General features: G+C 62.5%; 30 protein-coding genes, 1 tRNA gene and 1 pseudogene. 13 read left to right on the forward strand and 19 right to left on the reverse strand.

What is annotated here, in order from left to right:
• Window positions 1-197: 197 nt before the first annotated feature.
• A complete protein-coding gene (locus tag NKI18_RS29030; protein WP_352620550.1) occupies window positions 198-521 on the forward strand; it encodes a c-type cytochrome in 324 nt (107 codons plus the stop codon).
• Window positions 522-663: 142 nt separating this feature from the next.
• On the opposite strand, the gene NKI18_RS29035 is transcribed toward NKI18_RS29030, so the two are convergent.
• Window positions 664-900, reverse strand: a complete 237-nt coding sequence (locus NKI18_RS29035; RefSeq protein ID WP_352620551.1) for a helix-turn-helix domain-containing protein — start codon at window positions 898-900, stop codon at window positions 664-666.
• A gap of 142 nt (window positions 901-1042) precedes the next feature.
• On the opposite strand from NKI18_RS29035, the gene NKI18_RS29040 reads away from it, so the two are divergent.
• The 4 genes from NKI18_RS29040 to NKI18_RS29055 are packed head-to-tail and all read left to right on the forward strand — an operon-like array spanning window position 1043 to window position 2504.
• On the forward strand, window positions 1043-1300 hold the full coding sequence (locus NKI18_RS29040; RefSeq protein WP_352620553.1) for a hypothetical protein: 258 nt from the start codon (window positions 1043-1045) through the stop codon (window positions 1298-1300).
• Window positions 1301-1336: 36 nt separating this feature from the next.
• Window positions 1337-2074 (forward strand): hypothetical protein, encoded by a 738-nt coding sequence (locus NKI18_RS29045; protein ID WP_352620555.1) that lies wholly within the window; start codon window positions 1337-1339, stop codon window positions 2072-2074.
• Window positions 2071-2256, forward strand: coding sequence for a hypothetical protein (locus NKI18_RS29050; RefSeq protein ID WP_353021430.1), 186 nt, complete (start codon window positions 2071-2073; stop codon window positions 2254-2256). The genes NKI18_RS29045 and NKI18_RS29050 overlap by 4 nt, the downstream gene beginning before the upstream one ends.
• The gene (locus NKI18_RS29055; RefSeq protein ID WP_352620559.1) at window positions 2253-2504 is read left to right on the forward strand and encodes a hypothetical protein; all 252 of its coding nucleotides are present in this window, start codon (window positions 2253-2255) and stop codon (window positions 2502-2504) included. The genes NKI18_RS29050 and NKI18_RS29055 overlap by 4 nt, the downstream gene beginning before the upstream one ends.
• 27 nt (window positions 2505-2531) lie before the next feature.
• Here NKI18_RS29055 and NKI18_RS29060 read toward each other — a convergent pair whose 3' ends face one another.
• The 3 genes from NKI18_RS29060 to NKI18_RS29070 form a co-directional block, all read right to left on the reverse strand.
• Window positions 2532-2966, reverse strand: coding sequence for a GNAT family N-acetyltransferase (locus tag NKI18_RS29060; protein WP_352620561.1), 435 nt, complete (start codon window positions 2964-2966; stop codon window positions 2532-2534).
• A gap of 64 nt (window positions 2967-3030) precedes the next feature.
• The gene (locus NKI18_RS29065) at window positions 3031-3321 is read right to left on the reverse strand and encodes a hypothetical protein (RefSeq protein ID WP_352620563.1); all 291 of its coding nucleotides are present in this window, start codon (window positions 3319-3321) and stop codon (window positions 3031-3033) included.
• A 775-nt stretch (window positions 3322-4096) separates the two neighbouring features.
• Window positions 4097-4327 (reverse strand): hypothetical protein, encoded by a 231-nt coding sequence (locus tag NKI18_RS29070; RefSeq protein WP_352620565.1) that lies wholly within the window; start codon window positions 4325-4327, stop codon window positions 4097-4099.
• Between the two features lie 67 nt (window positions 4328-4394).
• Here NKI18_RS29070 and NKI18_RS29075 point away from each other — a divergent pair, with 67 nt between their 5' ends.
• Window positions 4395-4592: a hypothetical protein gene (locus tag NKI18_RS29075; RefSeq protein ID WP_352620567.1), complete on the forward strand. Its 198-nt coding sequence runs from the start codon at window positions 4395-4397 to the stop codon at window positions 4590-4592.
• Between the two features lie 57 nt (window positions 4593-4649).
• Here NKI18_RS29075 and NKI18_RS29080 read toward each other — a convergent pair whose 3' ends face one another.
• From NKI18_RS29080 to NKI18_RS29090, 3 genes are all read right to left on the reverse strand, one after another.
• Window positions 4650-4841 carry a hypothetical protein gene (locus NKI18_RS29080; protein ID WP_352620569.1) on the reverse strand — a complete coding sequence of 64 codons (192 nt, stop codon included), beginning with the start codon at window positions 4839-4841 and terminating at the stop codon, window positions 4650-4652.
• Window positions 4842-4852: 11 nt separating this feature from the next.
• Window positions 4853-5011 carry a hypothetical protein gene (locus NKI18_RS29085; RefSeq protein ID WP_352620571.1) on the reverse strand — a complete coding sequence of 53 codons (159 nt, stop codon included), beginning with the start codon at window positions 5009-5011 and terminating at the stop codon, window positions 4853-4855.
• A gap of 520 nt (window positions 5012-5531) precedes the next feature.
• Window positions 5532-5607: transfer RNA gene (locus tag NKI18_RS29090), tRNA-Ala, on the reverse strand.
• A gap of 162 nt (window positions 5608-5769) precedes the next feature.
• On the opposite strand from NKI18_RS29090, the gene NKI18_RS29095 reads away from it, so the two are divergent.
• The 3 genes from NKI18_RS29095 (at window position 5770) to NKI18_RS29105 (ending at window position 7284) form a co-directional block, all read left to right on the forward strand.
• Window positions 5770-6060: a YggT family protein gene (locus NKI18_RS29095; RefSeq protein ID WP_023678162.1), complete on the forward strand. Its 291-nt coding sequence runs from the start codon at window positions 5770-5772 to the stop codon at window positions 6058-6060.
• A 13-nt stretch (window positions 6061-6073) separates the two neighbouring features.
• A complete protein-coding gene (locus NKI18_RS29100) occupies window positions 6074-6394 on the forward strand; it encodes a DUF167 family protein (RefSeq protein ID WP_352620573.1) in 321 nt (106 codons plus the stop codon).
• Window positions 6395-6570: 176 nt separating this feature from the next.
• Window positions 6571-7284, forward strand: coding sequence for a haloacid dehalogenase type II (locus NKI18_RS29105; RefSeq protein WP_353021435.1), 714 nt, complete (start codon window positions 6571-6573; stop codon window positions 7282-7284).
• A 16-nt stretch (window positions 7285-7300) separates the two neighbouring features.
• Here the strand turns inward: NKI18_RS29105 and NKI18_RS29110 are convergent, their stop codons facing one another.
• The 7 genes from NKI18_RS29110 to NKI18_RS29140 form a co-directional block, all read right to left on the reverse strand.
• Complete coding sequence (locus tag NKI18_RS29110; protein WP_352620576.1) at window positions 7301-8269, reverse strand: ABC transporter ATP-binding protein; 969 nt, start codon at window positions 8267-8269, stop codon at window positions 7301-7303.
• Window positions 8269-9279, reverse strand: a complete 1011-nt coding sequence (locus NKI18_RS29115) for an ABC transporter ATP-binding protein (protein ID WP_352620619.1) — start codon at window positions 9277-9279, stop codon at window positions 8269-8271. Before NKI18_RS29115 ends, NKI18_RS29110 begins: the two co-directional genes overlap by 1 nt.
• Window positions 9276-10193: a dihydrodipicolinate synthase family protein gene (locus NKI18_RS29120; protein WP_352620577.1), complete on the reverse strand. Its 918-nt coding sequence runs from the start codon at window positions 10191-10193 to the stop codon at window positions 9276-9278. Before NKI18_RS29120 ends, NKI18_RS29115 begins: the two co-directional genes overlap by 4 nt.
• An 18-nt stretch (window positions 10194-10211) precedes the next feature.
• On the reverse strand, window positions 10212-11114 hold the full coding sequence (locus tag NKI18_RS29125) for an ABC transporter permease (protein ID WP_352620578.1): 903 nt from the start codon (window positions 11112-11114) through the stop codon (window positions 10212-10214).
• Window positions 11114-12073 (reverse strand): ABC transporter permease, encoded by a 960-nt coding sequence (locus NKI18_RS29130; protein WP_352620579.1) that lies wholly within the window; start codon window positions 12071-12073, stop codon window positions 11114-11116. The genes NKI18_RS29125 and NKI18_RS29130 overlap by 1 nt, the downstream gene beginning before the upstream one ends.
• Window positions 12074-12139: 66 nt before the next feature.
• Window positions 12140-13720 carry an ABC transporter substrate-binding protein gene (locus NKI18_RS29135; RefSeq protein ID WP_352620580.1) on the reverse strand — a complete coding sequence of 527 codons (1581 nt, stop codon included), beginning with the start codon at window positions 13718-13720 and terminating at the stop codon, window positions 12140-12142.
• 32 nt (window positions 13721-13752) lie between these two features.
• On the reverse strand, window positions 13753-14466 hold the full coding sequence (locus tag NKI18_RS29140; RefSeq protein WP_352620582.1) for a FadR/GntR family transcriptional regulator: 714 nt from the start codon (window positions 14464-14466) through the stop codon (window positions 13753-13755).
• Between the two features lie 97 nt (window positions 14467-14563).
• Here NKI18_RS29140 and NKI18_RS29145 point away from each other — a divergent pair, with 97 nt between their 5' ends.
• The 3 genes from NKI18_RS29145 to NKI18_RS29155 are packed head-to-tail and all read left to right on the forward strand — an operon-like array spanning window position 14564 to window position 17467.
• Window positions 14564-15535, forward strand: a complete 972-nt coding sequence (locus tag NKI18_RS29145) for a Gfo/Idh/MocA family protein (RefSeq protein ID WP_352620583.1) — start codon at window positions 14564-14566, stop codon at window positions 15533-15535.
• Window positions 15532-16527 (forward strand): Gfo/Idh/MocA family protein, encoded by a 996-nt coding sequence (locus tag NKI18_RS29150; protein ID WP_352620584.1) that lies wholly within the window; start codon window positions 15532-15534, stop codon window positions 16525-16527. The genes NKI18_RS29145 and NKI18_RS29150 overlap by 4 nt, the downstream gene beginning before the upstream one ends.
• Window positions 16517-17467 (forward strand): dihydrodipicolinate synthase family protein, encoded by a 951-nt coding sequence (locus NKI18_RS29155; RefSeq protein WP_352620586.1) that lies wholly within the window; start codon window positions 16517-16519, stop codon window positions 17465-17467. Before NKI18_RS29150 ends, NKI18_RS29155 begins: the two co-directional genes overlap by 11 nt.
• Before the next feature lie 34 nt (window positions 17468-17501).
• On the opposite strand, the gene NKI18_RS29160 is transcribed toward NKI18_RS29155, so the two are convergent.
• Together NKI18_RS29160 and NKI18_RS29165 are read right to left on the reverse strand one after the other, a co-directional pair.
• Window positions 17502-18449: an LLM class flavin-dependent oxidoreductase gene (locus tag NKI18_RS29160; RefSeq protein ID WP_352620588.1), complete on the reverse strand. Its 948-nt coding sequence runs from the start codon at window positions 18447-18449 to the stop codon at window positions 17502-17504.
• A gap of 130 nt (window positions 18450-18579) precedes the next feature.
• The gene (locus NKI18_RS29165; protein WP_023678176.1) at window positions 18580-18735 is read right to left on the reverse strand and encodes a hypothetical protein; all 156 of its coding nucleotides are present in this window, start codon (window positions 18733-18735) and stop codon (window positions 18580-18582) included.
• 264 nt (window positions 18736-18999) lie between these two features.
• On the opposite strand from NKI18_RS29165, the pseudogene NKI18_RS29170 reads away from it, so the two are divergent.
• Window positions 19000-19769 (forward strand): annotated as a pseudogene (locus NKI18_RS29170) (SDR family NAD(P)-dependent oxidoreductase).
• 14 nt (window positions 19770-19783) lie between these two features.
• Here the strand turns inward: NKI18_RS29170 and NKI18_RS29175 are convergent.
• The 3 genes from NKI18_RS29175 to NKI18_RS29185 are packed head-to-tail and all read right to left on the reverse strand — an operon-like array spanning window position 19784 to window position 23270.
• On the reverse strand, window positions 19784-20728 hold the full coding sequence (locus tag NKI18_RS29175; RefSeq protein ID WP_352620589.1) for an ABC transporter permease: 945 nt from the start codon (window positions 20726-20728) through the stop codon (window positions 19784-19786).
• Window positions 20725-21780, reverse strand: a complete 1056-nt coding sequence (locus tag NKI18_RS29180; RefSeq protein ID WP_352620591.1) for an ABC transporter permease — start codon at window positions 21778-21780, stop codon at window positions 20725-20727. Before NKI18_RS29180 ends, NKI18_RS29175 begins: the two co-directional genes overlap by 4 nt.
• The gene (locus NKI18_RS29185) at window positions 21780-23270 is read right to left on the reverse strand and encodes an ABC transporter ATP-binding protein (RefSeq protein WP_502900790.1); all 1491 of its coding nucleotides are present in this window, start codon (window positions 23268-23270) and stop codon (window positions 21780-21782) included. The genes NKI18_RS29180 and NKI18_RS29185 overlap by 1 nt, the downstream gene beginning before the upstream one ends.
• Window positions 23271-23409 lie beyond the last annotated feature (139 nt).

Consider the following 23409-nt stretch of genomic DNA (forward strand, 5'->3'; position numbering starts at 1 on the left):
AGAGAAGCAAGGCCCTGCGAAAGACGTCAAAACGCCGGAGACACGCAAAAGCTCGATAGTGATTGACCTCAACACGCCGAATAGAGAAGTGTCTCAGTTTGAATTTCCGATCTTCGACCATGGAAGATTCGCTATGCCGTCTCGCCGGGTGTAGGGTGCCTTGTCGTCCGATCTACGGAGCATTCACGGAGCATAGCATGCGTGGTTTGATCCTTGGCTTGGCTGCCCTCGTGGTCACCTCGCCATTTGCGCAGGCAGGAGGCGACAGCACCGCCGGCCGGACAGTCATGGTGAAATGCCAATCGTGCCACGGCAAGGATGGCCTCGCCATAGAGTATTGGTCGCCCAACATCGCCGGGCAGAAGCAGGACTATCTCGTCCGTTCGCTGATGGCTTACAAGGCCGGAAACCGCAAGAGCCCAATGATGTCGCGCGTCGTCGAGAGCCTGAGCGATGAAGACATGGCCAATGTTGCGGCTTACTATGCCGCGATCAAGATTACCGTCGAAGTTCCGCAGTGACAAGGAACCAAGGCCGGCGGTAGTTAGGCCCCTTTTTGTATGGTCCGCGCGGACCCGGCTTAGGCGCTACGGCGTCCAAACTGAGACACTACCGGCGCGCTAGAGGATTACGGCGTAGGACTTCCCTGCTCGATACGGATCATTACGTACCTTTCGGCTTTGCAAGCCTGACGCCGGCCCCGCCACCATTCTCTGGGATGAAAACGACACCAAGGCGCTCAATGGCCTGCACCATGGCCGTCAGATTGTTGGCGACCGGGACCGATCGCCCTGCTTCAAAGTTTCGAACCGTCGACAATCCGACGTTGGCGGCCTTGGCGAGGTCATCTTGCGAAATATCGGCCAACCCTCTGGCGGCTCTGCATTGATCGGGTGTCATGGTTTGGGTTTATCCCTTTCAACTAATTTCACTACCTATAACGAAAATCGTTTGACATGGCTATAGGTGGTGATTTAGGTTGTAGTTAACGAAAAGCGTACTGGGCAATCGGAAAAACCAGATGTTCAACCGCTCGGAAATCATGAAGGCAGCCTGGACGAAGTGGAACGCCCACTTTGCGGCCCGCCCGCATCTGGCGCGCAAGCTCAGCCGGGCCGACTTCGGTTTCTATCTCGCCGCGGCTTGGCGTGAGGCGAAGGCGGAGCAGATGACCGCGACAGAGCGCCGCGCTGATCGCATCGCGGTTGAGATTGACCGCCTCAAATATCAATCGTTGCGCGTCAACATCGAGCCCCGCCGCCGTCAACTCGAAACGGAACTTGCAGCCCTCGCCGGATAGGCCGGCACAACCTTCAACAACATAGGGAGAATGACAATGCCGAACACCACTGTTCGGGCAGCCGCCGAAGGTATGCCCGCTGTCATCAATCGCCGCACTATCCTAACCGGTATCGGAGCAGTGAGCGCTACGGCAGTAACCTTGCGTAAAGCCGAATCATCTGGACTGACAAAAGCGGGGGGTTTCCAAGAGAGAAAGGAAAGCCCGATGAACATGATCAACCACCGCTCGCATTTCGAATGCGCAGACGCCGAGCTGTTCCGGCTCGATAAGGAACTGGAGGAAGCCCACGCCCAGATGGAAAGGGCGGCGAAGGTATGCCGGAAGGTCGGTAGACAGTGCGAAAAGCTTTACCCGCCGAGACCTCCGGAGTGGAAGGAGCCGGACATGCCGGAGGACGTAAGAGCGGTGTTCAACACCATGACGATTAAAGACATGGCGTTGAACAACAGGCCGGCCATCTACGCCGCATGGAGCAAGGAGATCAAAGAACAGAAAGCCGCGAACAAGGCCTTGCATGATGCGTGCCACGCCAAATGGGAAGAGATCAACCGCGAAGGCGGGGTGGACGCTGCCGAAGAGGCATTCAACGCGATTTGCCACGAGGAATGGGAAATTGGCATGCGCATTTGCGCGGTCCCTGCCCATACCCTTGAAGGCATGAAGGTAAAGCTTCGCGTGAGCGACATGTTGGGACTGGCGAAGTTTGCTGATCCGAACGAAGCCTTCCTGTCGATCGCCGCCGACATCAGGCGCTTGGCAGGTGAGGCATGACGATGGCCGCAGCCAAGGACCTCTTGGAGCAGCATTTCAGCTGTCCCCCTCCCGAAAACGGCAACTACGTCATCACCGAGACGGAAGGTAGCCGCCTGTTCTTCGTGGCCAGCGTCGCGGAGTCGATGTCCAACAAGGCCAAGAAGGCCTATTACGAAGCCTTCGAAGGAAAGGCATCATGACCGCGCCTTCGGACGACCTCAATGACCTGCAATCCGATATCGGGAACCTGCACCAGTTGCTCGAAGTGCTCTTTGATCGGACCATGGAACAGGAGTTCGAGCGCGACGGGAAGAGGGTCGCATTGCCGGACCAAATATGCGCGCTGGCGATGATCGGTCGGGACCTAGCCGAACGCCTGAACGAAGCGGCCGACGCCTGTCTTAGCAGGGTGCTGGCCGATAGCAGGGCTATGAAAACGGGGGCATGAGACTGAAGAATGCCAAAGCCCGCTGCCTCACGGTGGTGGGCTTGCCGCTGAGCCGCCACCGGGTTCGAATTTGCGCACATATTGTAACACTGGCACTTCTGCGAATTTATCGCTGCCGGCTTCCGGCTGATCTGAAATCGTTGCGGTTGCGACCGCTTGCGAAACTGGATTGTGAGCACCGACGACAGCCTCCACATAGAATGTGTGGACGTTTGCATTCGCGATGCCATGCTGGAGCTCTGCCAGGGCTGCCTCGACCACCGCTTTAGCGCGCCCTTGGTTTCGGTACTGTTCGGGAACACCATATCCGAGCTGGAAACATGGAAGCCCCTCGATAGGCTCAACAACCGCCAAGATGGCAATTGCTGTCACCGTGCCATCTTTCTCGATGCGCGCATAAGTGAACCGCGGAGTCCCAGCGGGCTGATCCACCAACACATAAAGATCAGGGGTCCTTTGCAATTTCCGCGCTATCCCTGCGAGGCCGCCAACTGAGGCGGCCTCGCAGGCCGCGCGGCTAGTAGCGCTACTTCAATTGAAGAACGATCGAGCCCTCAGAGACTGTGGGTGCGCCGACGCCAGTGTTGGACGCGTTCTCCTTGATCCAGTCTCTCGCTTTCTGGAGGCTTTCATCCGTGCCGGCCTTGTTACTGCAGACCGTGACGGAAATGCCGCCATCTGCCGTGTGGATGAGCGAGTAACTCACAAATCCCTTCACCGACCGTATGAGGCTCTCAACGTCCGTCTTGCGCTTCTCCAGCACGTCGAAAAGCTCTTTCGCTCCCTTGCCGGAATAGGTTCTTACGACTGCGTGCATGCCCATTCCTCCCTTTTGGCCATCCACCCACGATAATTATACTCCCCTCGCCCGTGATTTCCAAATTTAGGCCACGCCCACCAGACTTAGGACACTAGGCCTAGAGCGGCGCTGGCGAGGTTGAGAAGGTGACGCGGGCGCGCAAGGCCGAGGCAGAGGCCTTGGCTAAACAGATCGGCGACTTTGGCCGTATGGCTGAAAAGATGGCTCGCCCGGCTCTCAAATTAGCGGAACTAGCCAATTTGATTAATGGATTTCCGGTTAAGCGCTGCAATCTGAAAACAGACGGGGAAAGGCTTCGGGGCAGACCCTTTTGAACCTTTTGAGTGTTCGATCTGGGGCCTATGTGAAATTTTCGCTGCCGAACAGGGTCGGCGGGCATTACCCTGCGTGGCGGGTAATTTCGCAAGTTTGCGACCCCGTAAAAAGAGCGTCTGAAAACAGACGGGAAACAGGGACAAGTCAGTTCGGAAATTCCTTTGCGTTCTATACGCTTAGGTCAGTTTAATCCCCACTGAAAACAGTGACGGATCAGCTACGGTCGCCGGTTATGCGTTGGGTACCCTGCGGCTGTAGCAACGATGGCTCCCTTATGTCTGAGGCAAATGGGTGTACCTGCTAACTGATAATACAGTTAGGAAACAGTGGCTGACGGCTCGCTGAAAACAGCGGGGTAACAGCAGCGGCGGCTGACCTTTTGAACCTTTTGAGTGTTCGCTGTGGGGGCTTATATGAAAAAATCTCGCTACCGGATTTCGCGAGGAACGGCCGGAATTTATCGAGATAGCCGTTCGACGGTTTCAATGATGGCCTTGGCAAGGGCTTCTGCCTCATGGATCGGCTCAGGGCCATACAAGCCTAGAACCATTTCCTCGCTCGCCAGCACACCGGGCGGGCACTTCTCCTCGATAATCATGCGAATGAGGGCAAGGCAGTTCCGCGCGTCGTAAGCCGAGCCATCGCCGTTGCTTACAAACTTGGTGCGGACGTGCTCGTTCTCTTTCATAAGCAGGATACTGGCGCGCCGGTCTGGCGATCGTCAAGATTGAACCTACGACTCGGAGAAAGCGAAAATGAGCCACCAAGCTGCAGTAATGCGAGCACTTCTCGTTGGCATCCCTTTCCTGATTCTTATAGCGTTTCTGCTTTGGATGGCGAACCGCTCAAGGATCGTCATGGCAAACGCCGCGAAAGAGATCGCCAAAGAAATTCGGGAAAATACGGCAGCGGTGAAGGCTCTTAGCGAGCGTATCGACAAAATGGAGCGTTGAGCCTGCGAAACGGAAGTGGCGATAGAGCAAGCCGTCTAGGCTCAGTTGCTCGCTACTTCATTGCTGGTGAACGTTCTTCACCAAGCGGTCTGCCGCCTCGATCAGACGCCGTTGCGCGCGTATCCTTCTGCACAGCGCGATATTGTGGGCCAGCATTTCTTCTGAGCGTTCAATTGCGAGCTCGGTCCGATTGATGCGCTCCCTGGCATCGGCCATCGCGCGTCCGTGGGGTTCCATGGCGTTCATCATGATTTACTAACTCATGGCGGACCGGATCGTTCCTCATGCCTGAACAGAGCCGTCTTGAGTGATGACGCGCTGGGACTGCTGGAGAGATTGGCGATGAACCGGCGCTCCTCTTCGAGCTTCTGGCTAAGTTCTTCTCGGAAAGCCTTCCACTGGTCTATCGTTGCGGCCATCGGGTCTCCTTCCTCGCTGACTTTCGACTGAAAGTGACGCAGCTCTGCTGGGCGCGCAAGCTTTCGCCCCTCAAGGGGTTCAGCCGATGGATGACCCCCCGAAATAACGGGAAGGAAACGGGACCCGGCCGCCCTCCTGAAAACAGACGCGAAACAGACGAGGCGGCCCGTTTTATAACGGCGGAAAACGGCTCACAGCCGAGCGACGATGTTTCGCAGGCGGTTTATGTCAAAGTGTCAAGCTCGCCAACTCTGCCTGCAATTTGAGAATGACGCTCTTGCCGGCGTCCGAACATTGTTTCCCGCCTATAGGCCAAGGTTTTGGTGAGGTCACAATGTGACGGCAGGGAGGCCGACTAGCGCAATAGATTTCCAAGGACGCCAAACAGCGCAAAACTGTTTCACAGGCCTCGAAGCCGTTTCGGTTGGGTGCGCAGCTGCGCCAAGTGGGGATAGAAATGGGGACCGATAGCGACGCTCAAAAAACAGTGCGTCTTATCAATGAGTTAAGATACCCCGCTGGTGGAGCTGAGGAGGATCGAACTCCTGACCTCGTCATTGCGAACGACGCGCTCTCCCAGCTGAGCTACAGCCCCGTCCAGCGGATGGGGCTTTTATCGGCCGCTGCGGTTTCCTGTCAAGGCTGCTTGCTGCCGAAATGCCGTTCGGCCGTTCGTTCGGCTTCGCCATGCGGCAGAAGGCGGCTCTTGCCGCTTTCCCCTACAGTGGCTACATGTCGGCAACAATCGGAGACCGGCATGATCGCCCTCATTCAGACCATTGTCATGGCGCTTGACCTTTACTGGTGGATCATCATCGCCTCGGCGATATTTTCCTGGCTCTACGCCTTCAACGTCGTCAACTCCCGCAACCAGTTCGTCGACACCATCAGCAACATGCTCTATCGGCTGACCGAGCCGGCGCTGCGGCCGATCCGCCGCTTCATGCCCGACCTCGGCGGCATCGACATCTCGCCGATCATCCTGCTGCTGATCCTGTTCTTCATCCGGCAGTTCCTGCTCACCACCGTGCTTTCGCTGGTCGTCTGAGTTCAGGCGTCCCATGAGCGCGCCGTTCCGCACGCGCGCCGACGGCATCGACCTGTTCGTCCGGCTGACGCCGAAAGCGGCGATGGACAGGCTGGAGGGCTTCGAAACATCGGTGGATGGGCGAAGCTATCTAAAAGCCCGCGTCCGCGCCGTGCCGGAAAACGGAGCCGCCAATCGAGCGCTGGAAAGGCTGCTGGCTAAGGCGCTTGGCGTGCCGGCATCGGGCGCCTCGATCGCCGCCGGCGGCACCGCACGGCTGAAGACGCTGCGCGTGCTTGGCGATCCCGCGGCGCTGGCGAAACGCATCGATACGCTGGGCACGCCTGCGCCATGATCTCGGCTGACTCACCAACCCCGTAGAAAAAAGGCCGGGCTGCAAAGCCCGGCCAGATGTGAAGGTCGAAAACCTTCAGAGGGGAACGCGCCGGACGAATGGGAGGAAACATCCGACGCCAATTGCATATGGGTTGGCATCGACGACGTTTCAATGAGGTCGGAGGAAAGCTCAATATGACCGCCACTCGAGTCCTATTCTTCGATGTTCTGGGAACCGTCGTTGACTGGCGCAGCGGTATCGCAAGGGAGGCCGGCGCCTTCCTCGCGCGAGTTGGTGCAGAGCAGGTCGATCCCGGTGAATTCGCTGATGCGTGGGCGTCGCGCTATGACGCCTCGACCGAGGCGGTGCGGACGGGGCACCGGCCTTTCGTTTCACTTGACGTGATCAACAGGGAGAATCTGGACGCCACCCTCGTCCAGTTCGGGCTGGCCCCATCCGAGCTGCCGACCGCCGAACTTGAGGAACTCAACCTCGCCTGGCACCGGCTGGAGCCGTGGCCCGATTCGCTGAAAGGCCTTGCGAGGCTAAAGGAACGCTTCATCATCGTGCCCTTGTCAGGGGCCAATACCCGGCTGTTGCTGGATATGGCCAAGCGCGCCGGCCTGCCTTGGGACACCGTCCTTGGCTCGGATGTGTTCGGCACCTACAAGCCTGCGCCGCAGGCTTATCTCCGCGCAGTGGAGATCCTGGTGGTGCGACCTTCGGAGGCCGTGTTGGTCGCCGCGCATAATGACGACCTGGCTGCGGCACGAAGGTGCGGTATCGGAACCGCCTTTGTTGCTCGGCCAAAAGAGCATGGCCCGGCGCAGACGACCGATCTCTCGCCTCTTGAGAGCTGGGACTTTGTGGCCGACGACCTTGTCCATCTCGCCCAAGTTCTCCCGTAGGCACAGGGCAAATAACCTAAGCGATGTCGTCGCGGATGCAGGCCTTCAGATGGCCCTCGGCTGTCGCCCTCAGCGGCGGTACAGCCCCGGCGCAAGCCTCCAGCGCGAACGGGCAACGGGTCCGGAAAACGCAGCCCGACGGCGGGTTTGCCGGGCTTGGAATATCGCCCTTGAGCACTTGTCGGTCTTGCCTGGCCAGCGGATCGAGCGACGGAATGGCCGACAGCAGCGCGCGCGTGTAGGGATGCTGCGGCCGGGCATAAAGCTCGGCCGCCGGCGCAACCTCCATGATGCGCCCGAGATAGAGCACGATGACCGTGTCGCAGATGTACTCGACGACAGCCAGATCGTGCGAAATGAACAGCATAGTCAGGCCGAGCCGGAGCTGCAGGTCGCGCAACAAATTGATGATTTGCGCCTGGATCGAGACGTCGAGTGCCGAGACCGGCTCGTCGGCAACGATGAATTCCGGCTCGAGCGTCAGCGCCCGGGCGATGCCGATGCGCTGGCGCTGGCCGCCCGAAAATTCATGGGCGTAGCGGTCATAGGCGTCGACCGGCAACTCGACCGCGGCAAGTGCCTTCTCGGCCTTCGCCCGCCGCTCGGACTTCTTGCCGATGCCTTGAATGTCCAGGCCTTCGGTGAGGATCTGCCCTATCGTCATGCGCGGCGACAGGCTGGCGAAGGGATCCTGGAAAATATACTGCATCTTGCGGCGCTGGCGGCGCAACTGGGCGGCACCCAGCCTGGTGATGTCGGTGCCGTCATAGTTGATTTGGCCGGATGTCGGCTCGATCAGACGCAGCACCGAGCGGCCGATCGTCGTCTTGCCGGACCCGGATTCGCCGACCAGGCCGACCACCTGGCCACGCCTGATATCGAAGGAAATATCCTCCAACGCCCTTACGACGGGTCCGCGCGAGAACGCTGTCGGCGCAAAATGCTTGGTCAGGTTTTTGACAGCGAGGAAAGGGGCGTCGGCCATCAGAGCTCCTCCCAACGCAGGCAGCGGCTTTGCTGGGTCGGCGTCGCCCCAAACAATGGCGGGACCGCGGCGCGGCAGGCAGCGATAGCCATCGGGCAACGCGGCGCGAAGGAACAGCCCTTGGGCAGCAAGGCGAGCGACGGAACATTTCCGGCAATGGTGGGGAGCGGCGTCCCCGCCGCCTTCAGCGCCGTGGCCTGGCCGAGCCGCGGCACCGAGCGCATCAACCCTGCGGTATAGGGATGACGCGGACGGGTGAACACTTCGCTCACCGGACCTGTTTCGACGATACGCCCGGCATACATCACCGCCACCCGGTCGGCGATTTCGGCGACGACTCCGAGATTGTGGGTGACGAACAGGATGCCCATGCCGCGCTGCGCCTGCAGTTCGGCCAAAAGATCGAGGATCTGGGCCTGTATGGTGACGTCCAGCGCGGTCGTCGGCTCGTCGGCGATCAGCAACCCTGGATCGCAGGACAGGGCCATGGCTATGGTAGCACGCTGGCGCATCCCGCCCGAAAGTTCGTGTGGATATTGCCGCGCCCGCCGCTTCGGATCGGGAATGCCGACCTGTTCCAGCAGCCGCACCGCGTCTGCTTCTGCCTCGCGGTGCGATTTGCCGAGATGGATGCGGATTGGTTCGGCGATCTGCTCGCCGATCGTGTAGACCGGGTTTAGGCTGGTCATCGGCTCCTGGAACACCATGCCGATCTCGTTGCCGCGTATCTTGCGCAGCGACTCGGCATCGAGGCTGGTCAGCTCGGTGACCGTGCCGTTCTTGCGCCGCAGCGCGATCGACCCCTCGGCTATATGTCCGACCCTTTTCGGCAACAGGCCGATGATCGACAGGCTGGTGACGGACTTGCCGGATCCGGATTCGCCGACGAGCGCCACCGTCTCGCCGGAGCCGATCGCCAGGTCGACGTCCCTTACTGCCGCGATGTCGCGCCCCGCAATGCGGAACACCGCGCGCAGGCCGGAAATCGAAAGGATCGGCGCGACGCTCAGCGGAGCAGCCCCACATCGCGAAGGATCGCGTCGATCTTTGCGGTTTCCTCATCGTTGAGGCTGCGTTGCGGCCGCGCCATGGTGTTGGAGGCAATGATGCCGAGGCTCTTCATCGCCGCCTTGAAGGCGCCGACGCCGGCCGAGCCGGCGCTGGTCCTGCCGAGCGAGATCCAGACGATCTCGAACAGTTTCAACAACCGCTCCTGCTCCAGGCGGGCTTCGGCATGCTGTCCCGCCCGCATCAGCTTCCACAGCCTGACATAGCCGTGCGGATCGACATTGGCGAGCCCCGGCACGACGCCGTGCGCACCCATGGCCAGCACGCTGTCGACCAGGACCTCGGAGCCGGTCATGCCGAAGAAGCCGGGGTCGTCGGCCATGTCCTTGAGCACGTAACGCAGATTGCCGTCATCGCCGCTGGAATCCTTGATGCCCGCAATGGCGCCTTCCCTGGCGAGGCCGACCGTGGTCTTGCGCTCCAGCTTGATGTGAACGCAGACCGGGATATCGTAGGCGATGACCGGAATGTCGATCGCATCCTTGATATAGCGAAAGTGGTCGCCGATCTCCGGCTGGCTGGTGCGGGTATAAAACGGCGCGGTGACGACGATGGCGTCGGCGCCGGCCGATCTGGCGATCCGGGCGTGGTTGATGACGCGGTCGGTAGTCGGGTCGATTACCCCAGCGAAGATCGGAACCCGGCCGTCATTGACCTTGACCGCGTGCTCGAGGATGGCCCTGCGGCCCGCCTCGTCGTGGAAGACCACCTCGCTGGTCGAGCCGAGCACAAACAGCCCGTGAACACCACCGTCGAGCAGGTTCTCGATAGTGCGGGTGAACGACGGGAAGTCGATGCTGAAATCGGCATTGAGCGGGGTGACGACAGGTGGCACGACGCCGGTAAACAGGGGCATTTTGATGAACCTTTGAGGTCAGTTGAGATCGGAGCGAGGGTCGAATGCGTCGCGCAAGCCGTCGCCGATGAAATTGATGGCGAGCACGGTGAGCACCAGTGCGGCGCCCGGGAACATCCATTGCCAGGGGTAATTTTCAAGCACGACGGTGGAGCGGGCGAGATTGAGCATGTTGCCCCAGCTGGCTTCGGGCGGTGCGATGCCGAGGCCGAGGAAGGACAGGCCGGCCTCGAGCAGGATGGCGTTGGCGATCTGCAAGGTGGCGTAGACGACCAGGATATCGATGCAATTGGGCAGGCCGTGCCGGAACAGCAGATGCGGCAGCCCTGCCCCCATGCCGCGGGCGGCGACGACAAAGTCGCGCTCGCGCAGTTCGAGGAGCCGGGCACGCACCATGCGCGACAGCACCGGCCAGGAGAGCAGCGAGATCACCAGGATGGTCGGGGCGATGCCGGTGCCGGCGATCGAAGCCAGCACCAGCAGGAAGATCACCGGCGGCAGCGTCATCGCCAGGTCGACCAGGCGCATCACCGTGCCGTCGACAAGACGCCCGCCAAAGCTGGCGACGGCACCGACCAGGAAGCCGATGACGGTGGAGATGGCGACCGAGCTGACGGCAACCAGCAATGAGATCCGCCCGCCTTGCAGCAACCGGGCCATGACGTCGCGCCCGACGCCGTCGCTGCCCAGCCAATGAATGGCCGACGGCGCCTTGTTCATCGCCCTGAGGTCGATGGTGTTAGGACCGAACGGCCACCACAAAGGATACGTCGAAATCGCCAGCAGGATCGGGATGACGATCAAAAACCCGGCACGCGCCGCACGGTTTTCAAAAAAGCGGTCGAGCGCGCGGCGAAGCGGGCCTTTGGTTTGCGGCACGGCTGTCGGGTCAACTGTAGGATCTGGCGCCGTGATTGCCATCATGCCACCTGAATGCGCGGGTCGACGACGGCATAGACGACGTCGGTCAAGAGGTTGACCAGGATGACGCAAACGCCGATCACCAGGGTAGCGCCCATGATCACCGGGTAATCGCGGGTGCCGACGGCGTTGACCAGAAGCAGTCCCATGCCCGGCCAGTTGAACACGCTTTCCAGGAAGATGGCGCCGCCGATGGCGATGCCGACGGTCGAGCCGATCAAGGTAATGACCGGCAAGAGCGCATTGCGGGTCGCGTGCTTGATGATCACCCAGAACTCGCGCACGCCCTTGGCACGCGCCGTCCGCACGTAATCCTGGTTGAGCACTTCCAGCAGCGAGGCGCGCATGTAACGCATGATCAGCGCGGCATGGCCGACGGACAGCAGGCAGGCGGGCAGGACGAGGTGCGCAAGCACATCCGTCGCCGAGAACGGCGCACCCGCAGTCTGCATGCCGCCGGACGGCGCCCAGCGCAGCAGCACCGAGAAGAAATAGAGACCGAGCAGCGCTGTCAGAAAAGCCGGGCTGGAGATACCGATAAACGACAGCACCGACAGCGCGATGTCGGATGGTTCGTTACGGCGCACCGCGCTGAAAATGCCGGCGGAAATGCCGAGCACGATGGCGATCGCCAGGCCCGTACCCATCAGCAGCGCCGTCGGGCCGATGCGTTCCATGACCAGTGGCAGCACGGCAACGCCGCTGCGCTGGATCGAATAGCCGAAGTCACCGCTCAGCGCCGCGCGCAGCCAGGCGAGATATTGCACGGGAAGCGGCCGATCGAGCCCGAGCCGTTCGCGCAGGCCATCGAGGTCGGAAGCCGACATGGGGACCGATGGGTTGATATAGGCGTCGATCGGATCGCCCGGCGCCAGCCGCAACAGGATGAAGATGAGGACGCTGAGCGCGACCAGCATCAGCAATCCTGTGGCGCTGCGGCGGGCGATGAAGCTCAACATGGGCTTTCCGTGGCGGTGGCAGGCGGCGCCAAAGTGGTCCCGCCTGCTCGCTTGGTTGCGGGTTTCTTACTGGATGTCCCAGCGCTCGGGGTGAGCTGCGTAGGGGCCGCCGCCCGGCGCCGGCGTCCAGACGAAGTCATGCAGCTTGTTGGAGGCTACGCCATAGCGGTTGGCCACCCACAACGTCGCCCAGGGTAGCTCCTTGTTCATGACCTTGCAGACCCCCTGCCAGGATTGATCGAGCTTGGCCGGATCGGTTTGGCCTAGCGCGGCGTCCAATGCGGTGCTCAGATCGTCGAACTCGATGCGCATGGTGTTGAAGCCTGCCGGCGGGATCTGCGACTTGTTGAGGCCGGGATTGAGGCCGGCCGGGTTGGGGCCGTTCTGCAGGCCGGCATAGACCATCGGAAAGGCGTTCCAGTCCGGCGTGCCTTGCTTGTAGACGATGCCGTTGTAGGTCGGCGTATCGACGACCCGCGGCACCACATTGATGCCGACCTCGGCCAGCATCGACTGGACAGCGGCCATCACATTGGCCGCTTGCGGCGAGCCGTAATAGGTCAGCAAGGTGATCGGCTTGTCGCCGTTGATCTTGTCCCAGCCGGCCTCGCTCAGCAGCGCCTTGGCCTTTGCCGGATCGTAGGCATAGGGTTCGAGGCCTGCGGGAACGAGATGCGGCGCGACATAGCCGCAATTGGCTGGCTCGGCGGCACCGCCGTAGAGGCTGTCGATGATGGCGTTGCGATCGATCGCGTACATGATCGCCTGGCGGACACGGATATCCCTAAACAGGTCGACCTTCTGGTTCAGGCCGATATAGTTGACCACGTACGAGGCACCTTCGATCACCTTGAAATTGCTGTCGCTCTTGAACGATGCCGCATCGTCGGGCTCGACATAGGTGAACTGGATTTCGCCGGCACGGAGCGCGGCAACGGCCGCCGCCGGCGACTCGAAATAGCGGTTGATGAGCACGTCTACCTTCGGCTTGCCGCCGCGATAATCGTCATCGGCTGCCAGTTCGACATATTGGTCGGTCACGTAGCGCTTGAACTTGAACGGGCCGGTGCCGACCGGAGTGGTCGACCACCAGGTGCTTGTCGCCAGCGATTCCGGCGGCAGAGCGGCCAGGGCATGCTCCGGCAGGATCATCAGCTGCGAGAGGATGGATAGAAACGAGCCGTTCGGTTTCGATAGCTGCACCACTGCGGTGTGGTCATCCGGGGCATCGACCGAGGCGATGTTGGCGAGGCGGGCGGCAAACAGGCTGCCGGAGGCCTTGTTCTTGGCAAGCTCGAGGGTGAACTTGACGTCCTTCGAGGTGAACGGTTTGCCGTCATGCCAGGTCTCGTTGACCAGGTTGAACGTATAGCTCAGCTGGTCGTCGCTGATCTTGTAGTCCTTGGCGAGGTCGCCTTCGATATCGGCCAGCCCGGCATTGTAGATGACCAGCGGTTCAAAATAGGTGCTGAGCCAGGTGTAGCCGCCGGTCGCCACCAGCGGGTTGAAGTTCTTGGGAAAACCGCCGGGGCCGACGTCGAAGCCGCCCGCAATGGTCTTGGCGCTTTGTGCCTGGACACTGGTCAATGGGGCAATGCTGGCGAGCAGCAGCCCGGCGACTGAGAATGCGATGGTCCTGATACGCATGGTTTCCTCCCTTGGCATAGTCAGGTTGTTCTTCAGCTTGTTCGGTTTTTTGCGATAACCTGCTGGATCCCCCGGTAATGGTCGTCGAGCCGCCGACGCGCCTGGTCGACGTCCTTGGCGGCGACAGCCTCGACGATCTCATGATGGTCGCGCCATGTCGCCAGCGGCGTCGGATTATCGAGATTGGTGAAATTCGAGGCCTTGTTGAACGCCGTCCAGAAGATGTCGATCAGCGCGCTCAGCATGTGATTGTTCTGGCAGCGGAACAGCAGCTGATGGAATTGCTGGTCCTCTTCGGCGAAGCTCTCATGGCGCTCGGCACGTTGCCGCATGCGCTCGGTCAACTGGCGCAGCGCCTCGATGTCCTCGGCACTGATCATCTCGATCGTCTTGTCGATGAGGCCGGTTTCCAGCACGCGACGGATTTCGCGCAGCTCTTCGACATCGCGCAGCGAATCCTGCAAACCGTAGGCCAAGTTATCCAGCAGCGGCTTGAACGAGAACTCCTTGACGAACACGCCGATGCCGCGTCGCGTCTCCAGGATGCCGATCGATTCCAGCGCCTTGATGGCTTCCCGCACGGAGTTGCGGCCGACGCCGAGCCGCTGCGCCAGGAACGTCTCCGGCGGCAGGGGATCGCCTGCCTTGAGCTGGTTGCTTTCGATATAGGCCCTGAGGCTTTCCTGCACGGTGACGTGAAGCAGCGGCGGTCTGCTCAACGGTTCGATCGACTTCAGTTCCGCCATCCCACTGCTTTCATCATCCGCTGAAGCTTGCCCGCCGCTTGTCGTATAGCCACTTGTAGGATATCCTGCAAGCCCATAACAAACCTGCTGCCTCCGAATGAAGATTACCCTCGCTGGCTCGAGCCACTGGCACGCCGAAATACACCTCGACGCCGCACGCTTTTACGGCACGGAGATCGCCGGTATCTGGGACGAGGATCCTGGCCAAGCGCAAGCGTTCGCCGCGCACCACGACCTGCCGTTTATCGAAGATTTCAAGGAGATACTCTCCAGCCCGCCGGATGTGATCCTGTTGATGGGGCACCCTTCGATGGTGCCGGCGCGGGCACGTGCGATCATCGCGGCAAGGATACCGCTGATCCTGGAGAAGCCGGCGGCCAGCCATACGAGGGAACTGATGGCGCTGCGCGACCTTGCCAGGCAGCACCAGGCTTTTGTCGCTGTTCCCCTGCCCAACCGTTTCGGGCCGGCCGTTGCCGGCCTTGAACGGCTGCGCCGGCAAGATCGCGCCGGCCCCGTGGCGCATTGCCAGTTCCGGCTGGTCAACGGCCCGCCGCAACGCTACATCGCCGACGGTGTCGCCTGGATGCTCGACCCGGCGGTTGGTGGCGGGGGTGCGTTGAGGAATCTCGGCATACACGGCGTCGACGCGGCACTCAGCCTCGCAACCGGCAAGCTCGGCCTGAAAAGCGTTTCGATCGCGAACCGCATCCATCCCGGCCCGGTCGAGGATCACGCACTTCTGGTGCTGGGAGACGAGGCCGGCGCGCTGTTCATCGTCGAGGCCGGTTACACCTTTGCTTCGATGCGCCCCGGCGGTGACTTCGAGTGGCGCATCGTCAGTGCCAATGCCACCCTCATCGATCATGGCGACCATGTTATCTGCGCAACGCTCGACGACGCGGCAATCGTCGACTTGCCGGTCGAACTGCCGGCAACGCGCTATCGTCTGTTCATGCGCGATACGCTTGACCGGCTGGCCAGAAAGGCGCCTCCGCCGGTGTCCATCGAAGATTATGTTGCGGCGATGTCGCTGATCGACGCCGCTTATCAAAAGGCAGGACCATGATTGGAATAGGAATTATCGGCGCCGGCGATTTCGGCGCAGCCCATGCGCGGGCAATCCGTGAGGTTGGCGGCATTCGCCTCGTCGCCGCCTCTCGAGGAAATGCCGACGCACTGCAGCAATTCACCGCTGAACATGGCGGCCGCGGCTACGCGGACTGGCGAAGGCTGCTGGACGACAAGGAGGTCGATGCGGTCCTCATTGCCAGCCCGCACCATCTCCATGCCGAAATGGCCATCGGCGCGGCAAAGGCCGGCAAGCATATCCTGCTCGAAAAACCGATGGCGCCGACGGTGGCTGCCTGCGATGCGATCAACGCCGCCGTGGCCAAGGGTGGCGTCAAGCTGATGGTCGCCCACCTCATGCATTTCGCCCTGCCCTGCATGGCGGCCAGGCAAATTCTGGAGGAAGGCGAGCTCGGCCGGCCGCTCGCCGGATCGAGCTGGATCATCAAGCTGTGGATGGAGCACAATCGCCGCGACTGGCATCTGCGTAAGGCGACCGGCGGCGGCATGCTGTTGACGGCCGGCATCCACGCGGTCGATCGTCTGGTCTGGCTGATGGATGACGATGTCGTGTCGGTGAGCGGCATGCTCGGCGCCAAGTTCCATGACCAGGAAGCAGACGACAGCGCTCTGCTCGGATTGCGCTTCGCCGGCGGCGGCATCGGCCAGGTGCAGAGCGTCGGCTATCGCACCGGCGCCACCACCTATGCCATGGATCTGGTCTGCGAGCGGGGAACGCTGCGCATCGACATGGATCGCGGCACCATGCTTGGCCGCGAGACGGTCTGGACCGAGCTGCCCGGTTCCTTTGAGCCGAACTGGATGCATAACGCGCTGGTGCGCGAATGGAGCGCAATGCGCGATGCCATTGCCGATGACACGCCGGTGCCGGTCGACGGCATCTATGCGCGCAAGATCATCGCCATTATCGAGGCTGCCTTCGCGTCGAACGAAACCCGCCGCGAACACGAGATCGCCGGTGGACGCTGACCTCGACGACCATCTGGCCCGCTTGCCCGCACACGCACCGCGCGGCATCTGGGGCGCGGTGATGCTGGCCATCGACGATCGCGGAGCGATCGACTGGCAGGCGACGGAAGAGACGATCGCCCGGCTCTGCGCCTCAGGCGTCGACGGCGTCTATTCCAATGGCACGGCCTGCGAATTCCATTGCCAGACCGAGCCCGAATTCGACCGGCTTTGTGAGTTGGTCGCAACCATAGCCGGCCGCGCGCGCCTTCCTTTCCAGATCGGCATCAGCCAGTCCAATCCGCGCGTCGCGCTGGAGCGACTGACGCGGGTCGCCGGACTTCGCCCGGCGGCGGTGCAGTTCACGCTGCCCGACTGGTGGCCGCCCAGCGACGACGAGGTCATGCGCTTTGCCGGCGGCCTGTGCGACGCCGCGCCTGAAACGCCGCTGGTGCTCTACAATCCGCCGCACGCCAAGCGCCACCTGACGCTCGACGGCATCGCCAGTCTGCGTGTGGCCGTGCCATCGCTGGTCGGCGCCAAGCTGCCGGGCGGTGACGCCGGCTGGTATGCCGACATGCGCCGCAAACTGGACGGATTTTCCGTCTTCGTCCCCGGCCACACGCTGGCAACAGGCTATGCTGGAGGGGCCCATGGCAGCTATTCCAACGTTGCCTGCCTCAACCCGAAGGGCGCGGTGCAGTGGTGGCAGATGATCCGCACCGACATGGCCGCCGCTGCCGAGGTCGAGGCCCGCATACAGGCCTTCCTCGCCGCACATGTCCTACCGTTTCGCACCCGTTACAATGTCGGTGATGCAGCACTCGACAAGGCGATGGCGGCGGCCGGCGGCTGGGCGCCGCTCGGCCCACGACTGCTCTGGCCCTACAGCTCCGTTCCCGATCAGGAAATACCGACGCTGGCCAGGGCGGCTCACGCGGCTTTCCCGGAATGGTGGTAGACCCGTCACCAAGGCGCGGGACGACGGAGGCTCTTCAGCAGCCGGCGCGCGCTCCTTGTGTCGCGCGTGACGCAAACGCCCCCGGCTGAGGGACATCGGCCTCGCGCCGTGCCAGCGAATTCCGCAGCAGTGCGATCGCCTCGCGGCCGGCGGTCGCAATCTCGCGTGGCCTGTCGACGCCGACGATCATGAACTCCTTGATCCCCAAAGCGGCGTAAGAAAGCAGCGACAGCGCGACCTGCGCCGGCGGCCCGGCAAGTTCGAGCGCCTTCTGGCAGGAAGCGGCCGGTTTGTCTTCCGTACGGATTTGGACCGGAAGCGCGAAACGCAGCTTGCCGGCCCGGCCGTGTTCGGCAGCAGCGCCGCGTACGCGCTCCATTGACTGGCGGATTTCTGCAAGCGAGCCAGGCGCCAGCTCGAACACGTCCGCATGCCTGCCCGCGACCCTGAGCGCAGTGCCCGACTGCCCGCCCATGCGGATGGTCACATCGGCACCATGCGGCCCCTTGCGCGGCACATAGCCGCCTTTGATGCTGTAAAAGGTGCCTTCATGGTCGAACGGCCTGTCGTTCGACCACAACCGCTTCAGCAGCACCAGATATTCATCGATGCGTTGCCAGACCACCGTATGGCCGGCCGGACGTGCCTCGGCATCGTCGTCGCTCAGCGGCTCGCTGAGCATCCTGAGCGACAGCCGGCCACCGCTTCTCGCGTCGAGGGCAGCGAGCTGCCGCGCCGCCACGGTTGGTTCGATCACGCCTGCCCAATGCGTGAGCACGACCTCCAGGGACGAGGTCCGGTCCAGCGTCTGGGCGGCAAGGTCCATATTGGTCAGCAGCCCGGCCTGGTCGTCGATTACGATCTTCCGGAATCCGGCATCCTCGATCAGTGACAGCTTCGTCGCGGTCTCGACATAGTCGTAGAAAAAGCTGGCGTCGGCAGCGTGGATCTTACCGGGAACATGCGTGAACTCGATTGGCATTGCCATCTCCTCCATCACGTTGGAATCAGGGCGCGCAAAAGCGCACCGGCATTCGGTTCATCAACTCCGGAATTTCTGCAAACGGCAGGCCGCTATCCCGAGGAAGCCTCGATGATCAGAGCCTTGACAATCAGGGGATAAGCCCCAGTACCACTGCCCCGGTGAATACAAACGCAAGGGCAAAGACGAGATAGGCGAAAGCGCCGGCATAGGCCGGCCGCCACACCTGGTCGGAACCCAGCCTTTGGCCTTTGCGGGCAGTCTGAGCGTTCTGGCTATAGGACATATCGACCTCCGTCTCGGCGCTTAATCTATAAAATCAGTAGACTTTGTCGAGTGCTATTTTCGCGCGATCCTTAGAACAATTTTCTCCAAACGGCGGACAAATTAGTGCTTTTACTGCTTAGCGCTGCCTTTCGCGGCATGCCGGGGTGACGGCAAGAAACGTCAGGTCCATGTGTCTGTGGCTCCTTGGCCATCCAATGGATGAGGGATAGCATCGCTTCAGCGGAAAGCCGCGACGTCACGGCAAGGCAGCAGGGAGCAAACCATGGGCACAAGACTGGCCGGCAAGGTCGCCATCATTTCGGGCGGCGCGACGGGAATGGGCGGTGCGGCCTCGGAGCTTTTCGCGGCCGAGGGCGCCAAGGTGGCGATCGTCGACCGCAACGGCGAAGCGGCGGCGGCCACCGCAGCGGCAATCAGGCAACGCGGCCATGTCGCCGAGCACTGGGTCGCCGACGTATCGGATGAGGCGCAGGTCGAAGCGGCGGTGAAGGGCGCGACGGAAAAATTCGGCCCGTTCACGGTTCTGTTCAACCACGCCGGCACCCTCGTCATCAAACCCTTCCTGGAGACCACGCTGCAGGAATGGGACTGGCTGCATGCCGTCTCAATGTGCGTTCGATGTTCCTGATGACGCGTGCCGTGCTGCCCGGCATGATCGCCGCCGGCGGCGGTTCCATCGTCTGCACCTCGTCGATCTCGGCGGTGGCGGCGACGCCGATGGAGGTGCTTTACGACACCGCCAAGGGCGCCTGCCATATGTTCGCGCGTGCCATCGCCGTCGAGTTCCGCGACCGCAACATCCGCTGCAATGCGGTCTGTCCAGGCTTCATCAGGACACCGCATGGCCTGCGCGAGGTCGCCGATCTCGACAAACTCGGCGTCGATGTCTCCGACGCGGCAATGGCGGCGCAACAAGGGCGGATCGGCGAGCCGGAAGAGGTCGCGAAGGCAGCCCTGTTCCTGGCCAGCGACGAGGCCAGCTTCGTCAACGGCGCCCATCTGTTCGTCGATAACGGCTTCACCGCGATGTGAAAGGCGAAGCGCCGCTACCGCTCTTCGCGCCGGAACGGCTTGAGCAGCGCCGACGGGGCTACCGCATTGCGCGACATCACCGCCATAGCGACGATGGTGAAGATGAACGGCAGCATCAGGAAGGCCTCATAGGGGATATGGCCAAGCCCGCTCGCCTGCATGCGCAACTGCAGGGCATCGACGAAGGCAAACAGCAGTGCCGCGCCTGCCGATCGCCACGGATCCCAGCGGCCGAAAACGACGAGCGCGATTGCCACCCAGCCACGCCCCGAAACCACGCCGAAGGTGAAGGCGTTGAACTGCGCCATCGACAGGAAGGCACCGGCCAGCCCCATCAAGGCACCGCCGAGGATCACCGCCTGGAAGCGCGTAGCGATGACGCTGACGCCGGCCGAATCGGCGGCGCGCGGGTTTTCACCGACCATGCGAACCGACAGGCCCCACGGCGTGCGGTAGAGCACGAAGGCGGCCAGGGGAATAGACAGCATCGCCATGTAGACCAGCGAAAACTGGTTGAACACCGCCGGCCCAAGCACCGGTATGTCGGACAGTATCGGGATCGGCAGCGTCTCGAACCCCTTGATGTTCGGTGGCACCGATTGCTGGCCAAAGATCAGCCGGTAGAGGAAATAGGCAAGGCCCGACGAGAACAGCGTCACGCCGATGCCGCAGACATGCTGGCTGAGACCGAGCGCTACCGTGAACAGCGCGTGCACGGCGCCCATCAGCGCCCCGGTCAGCACGGCGGCGAGCACGCCGAGCCAAAGGCTGCCGCTGAGGCTCGCCGCGGTGAAGCCGGTCATCGCCGACAACAGCATGATGCCTTCGATGCCGAGATTGAGCACCCCGGCGCGCTCGGAGAACATCTCGCCCAGCGTCGCGAAGGCCAGCGGCGTGGCGATGCGGATGATGGCGGCCAGGAAGCCGACCTGGAAGATCTGTTCCAGCACCACGCTCATTTGGTGGCTCCGACGCGACGGATGCGATAGGCGGTGAACAGCAGCGCCACCAGCATGGCGAGCAGCGCCGTTCCCTGGATGACATCGCTGAGGAAGGCCGGAACGCCGGTCGCCCGCGACATCGCCTCGGCGCCGGTCATCACCGCGGCAAGGAAGATCGCCGCCGGCACGACGCCGAGCGGATTGAGCCTCGCCAACATGGCGACGACGATGCCGGAATAGCCATAGCCCGGCGAGATGTCGCTCATCACCTGGAAATGCACGCCGCCGACCTCGCCGACGCCCGCAAGGCCGGCCAATGCGCCAGACAGCAGCGCCGTCGAAATCAGCACCCGCCCAACATTGATGCCGCCATAGCGCGCCGCCTCGGGGTTTTCGCCGGTGACCCTGATGCGGAAGCCGAGCGTGGTGCGCGCGACCACGAACCAGATGACCGGTGCGGCGACCAGCGCCGCGACGACCCCGAGATGCAGCCGCGTGCCTTCGAGCAGCACCGGAAAATTGGCCGTATCCTCGATCGGCGGCGAGATCGGGTAGCCGCTGAAACTGTCCTTCCATGGCCCCTCGATCAGCGCCATCAGTGCGTAGAAAATGACCGAGTTGAGCAGCAGCGAGCTGACCACGTCATCGACCCTGAATTTTACCCGCAGCGTGGCGGGGATCAGGGCGACGGCCGCGCCGGCGGCGGCACCCGCCAGCGCCATCAGCAGCATGGCGAGCGGCCCCGGCATCGGGATTGCACCGACGGCACAGCTCGCCACCGCACCAGCCAGCAATTGCCCTTCGGCGCCGATATTCCAGAATTTGGCGCGGAAGGCGACTGCCACGGCAAGTCCCGTGAAGATCATCGGGGTGGCACGCACCAGCGTTTCGGTGACGGCGTAGCTGTCGCCCAGCGACGCCGAAAACATAACGCCATAAGCCTCGATCACCCCGGCGCCAGCCAGTGCAATGAGGCCGCTGCACAGGATCAGCGTCGCGCCGATGGCGAGCAGCGGCAGCGCCAGATTGAACCAGGCGGGCGTTGAGGTGCGGACCTCGAGACGGAACATCAGGCATGGCCCTCCGCTCCGGTCATCATCAACCCGAGTCTGGCGATGCTGGCGTCGGCGCTGTTCAGCGTGCCGACGATGCGGCCCTCATACATCACCGCGATACGATCCGAGAGCATCAGCAACTCTTCCAGATCCTCGCCGATGACGACGATGCCGCAGCCCTTGGCGCGCATGTCGAGGAATTTTTCGTGGATGAAGCGCGCGGCGCCGATGTCGAGGCCGCGAGTCGGCTGCGAAACGATCAGCACCTTCGGATCGAAGGCGAGTTCGCGCGCCAAAAGCGCCTTCTGCAGATTGCCGCCGGAAAGCGCCCCGGCGCGCGTCATCGGCCCGGGGCAACGTATATCGTAGGCTTTGATCTGTGCCTCGGCGAAGGCGCGGATCGCATCCGGCTTGAGCAGGCCGTTGCGGCTGAACGCCGCCGTGCCGATGCGCGGCAGCACCATCGAATCGGCGAGCGGCAGATTGGTGACCAGCCCTGTCGTCATACGGTCTTCCGGGATGCGGCCGAGGCCGAGCGCCTGCACTGTGCTCGGCGAGAACCGCGAAACCGTTTTGCCGGCTATGGTCATCTTCCCGGCATCGGGCGCACGCACGCCGGAGATGACCTCGGCAAGCGCGCGCTGGCCATTGCCGGAGACGCCGGCGATGCCAAGGATCTCGCCGCCGCGAACCGACAGCGAAACATCGCGCAGCACCACGCCGGAATGATGCGATGTCGAGATACCGTCGAGGGTCAGCACGGCCGCACCGGGCATCGACGGTCCTCTGGCCGGAGGCACGATCTCGTGGCCGCACATCAGCCGCGCCATCTCCGAGGACGTGGTGCTGGCCGGCGCATCGACGCGGCCGGCAACGCGCCCATGCCGGAGCACGACGCAGCGATGCGTCAGCGCTCGCACCTCGTTGAGCTTATGCGAGATGAAGATGATGCCGAGCCCTTGTGCCGCCATCGAGCGCAGCGCCGAAAACAGCCCGTCGACCTCGGTTGGTGCCAACACCGCCGTCGGCTCGTCGAGGATCAGCAGCCGGGCGCCGCGAAACAGCGCCTTGACGATTTCGAGCCGCTGTTGCTCGCCGACCGACAGCGCCGAGACGGGGAGGTCCGGGTCGAGCGTCAGCCCGTGCTGGCGGCCGATCTCGGCGAGCCGCGCCAGCCCGCCGGCGCGGTCGATCCGGCCCGATCTGCCGGGAATGCCGATCAAGAGGTTCTCCAGCACCGAAAGCCGCGGTGCGAGATGAAAATGCTGGTGCACCATGCCGATGCCGGCGGCCAGCGCATCGGCCGAACTGTTGATCGCCACCGACCGGCCCTGCACCAGGATCTCGCCGGCATCGGGCGCATAGGCGCCGAACAGCACGTTCATCAGCGTCGTCTTGCCGGCGCCGTTTTCGCCGAGCAGCCCGAGGATTTCACCCGGCGCGACGCTGAGATCGACGGCCTCGTTCGCCTTGACGGCGCCAAAGCTCTTGGAGATGCCGCGCATTTCGATGAGAGGGGCAGGCGTTGACAAGGGTGCTCCCGATCGGAATTGGCTTACGATTCAGCTTGGACCTGCGGGTGGCGCTCGTCGCACCCCCCTCTGGCCTGCCGGCCATCTCCCCCTCAAGGGGGAGATCGGATGT

Source organism: Mesorhizobium sp. M0800, from assembly GCF_040320095.1.
In the GTDB taxonomy this organism is placed as follows: Bacteria; Pseudomonadota; Alphaproteobacteria; order Rhizobiales; family Rhizobiaceae; genus Mesorhizobium.